Source organism: Kitasatospora sp. MBT66 (assembly GCF_000710405.2).
Classification (GTDB): domain Bacteria; phylum Actinomycetota; class Actinomycetes; order Streptomycetales; family Streptomycetaceae; genus Kitasatospora; species Kitasatospora purpeofusca.
Genome location: NZ_JAIY01000006.1, coordinates 1,245,281 through 1,245,561, shown reverse-complemented (window position 1 = coordinate 1,245,561; position 281 = coordinate 1,245,281). Strand labels below are relative to the sequence as shown.

General features: G+C 80.4%; 1 pseudogene. It reads left to right on the top strand.

The features are described 5' to 3' along the window. Positions 1–26: 26 nt before the first annotated feature. Positions 27–281, top strand: a pseudogene (locus tag BI06_RS17970) (hypothetical protein); the annotation flags it as partial.

The following is a 281-nucleotide window of genomic DNA, read 5'->3' as shown; positions in this document are numbered from 1 at the left end:
GCCGGGTCCTTCGCGGAGGCGGTCTGATGGCGGCCGGCGGGGGAGCGGCGGCCGTCGGGCTCGCGAACGGGTCCGGTGACCCGGTCCGGGAGGTGATGGCCGAGCACCGGGTGCTCTGCGAACGAGCCGTGGACCCGCTGGAGATCGCCGCCGGGCTGGCGGAGGCCGGGCTGGGACCGGCCGCCGCCGCCCGGTGCCGGCACGCCGACCTGTTCTCGCTCGCCGAGGAGCTGTACGCCCGGGTGCCGCGCCGGCCGCCCTCGGCGGAGCCGGCCGGGCCC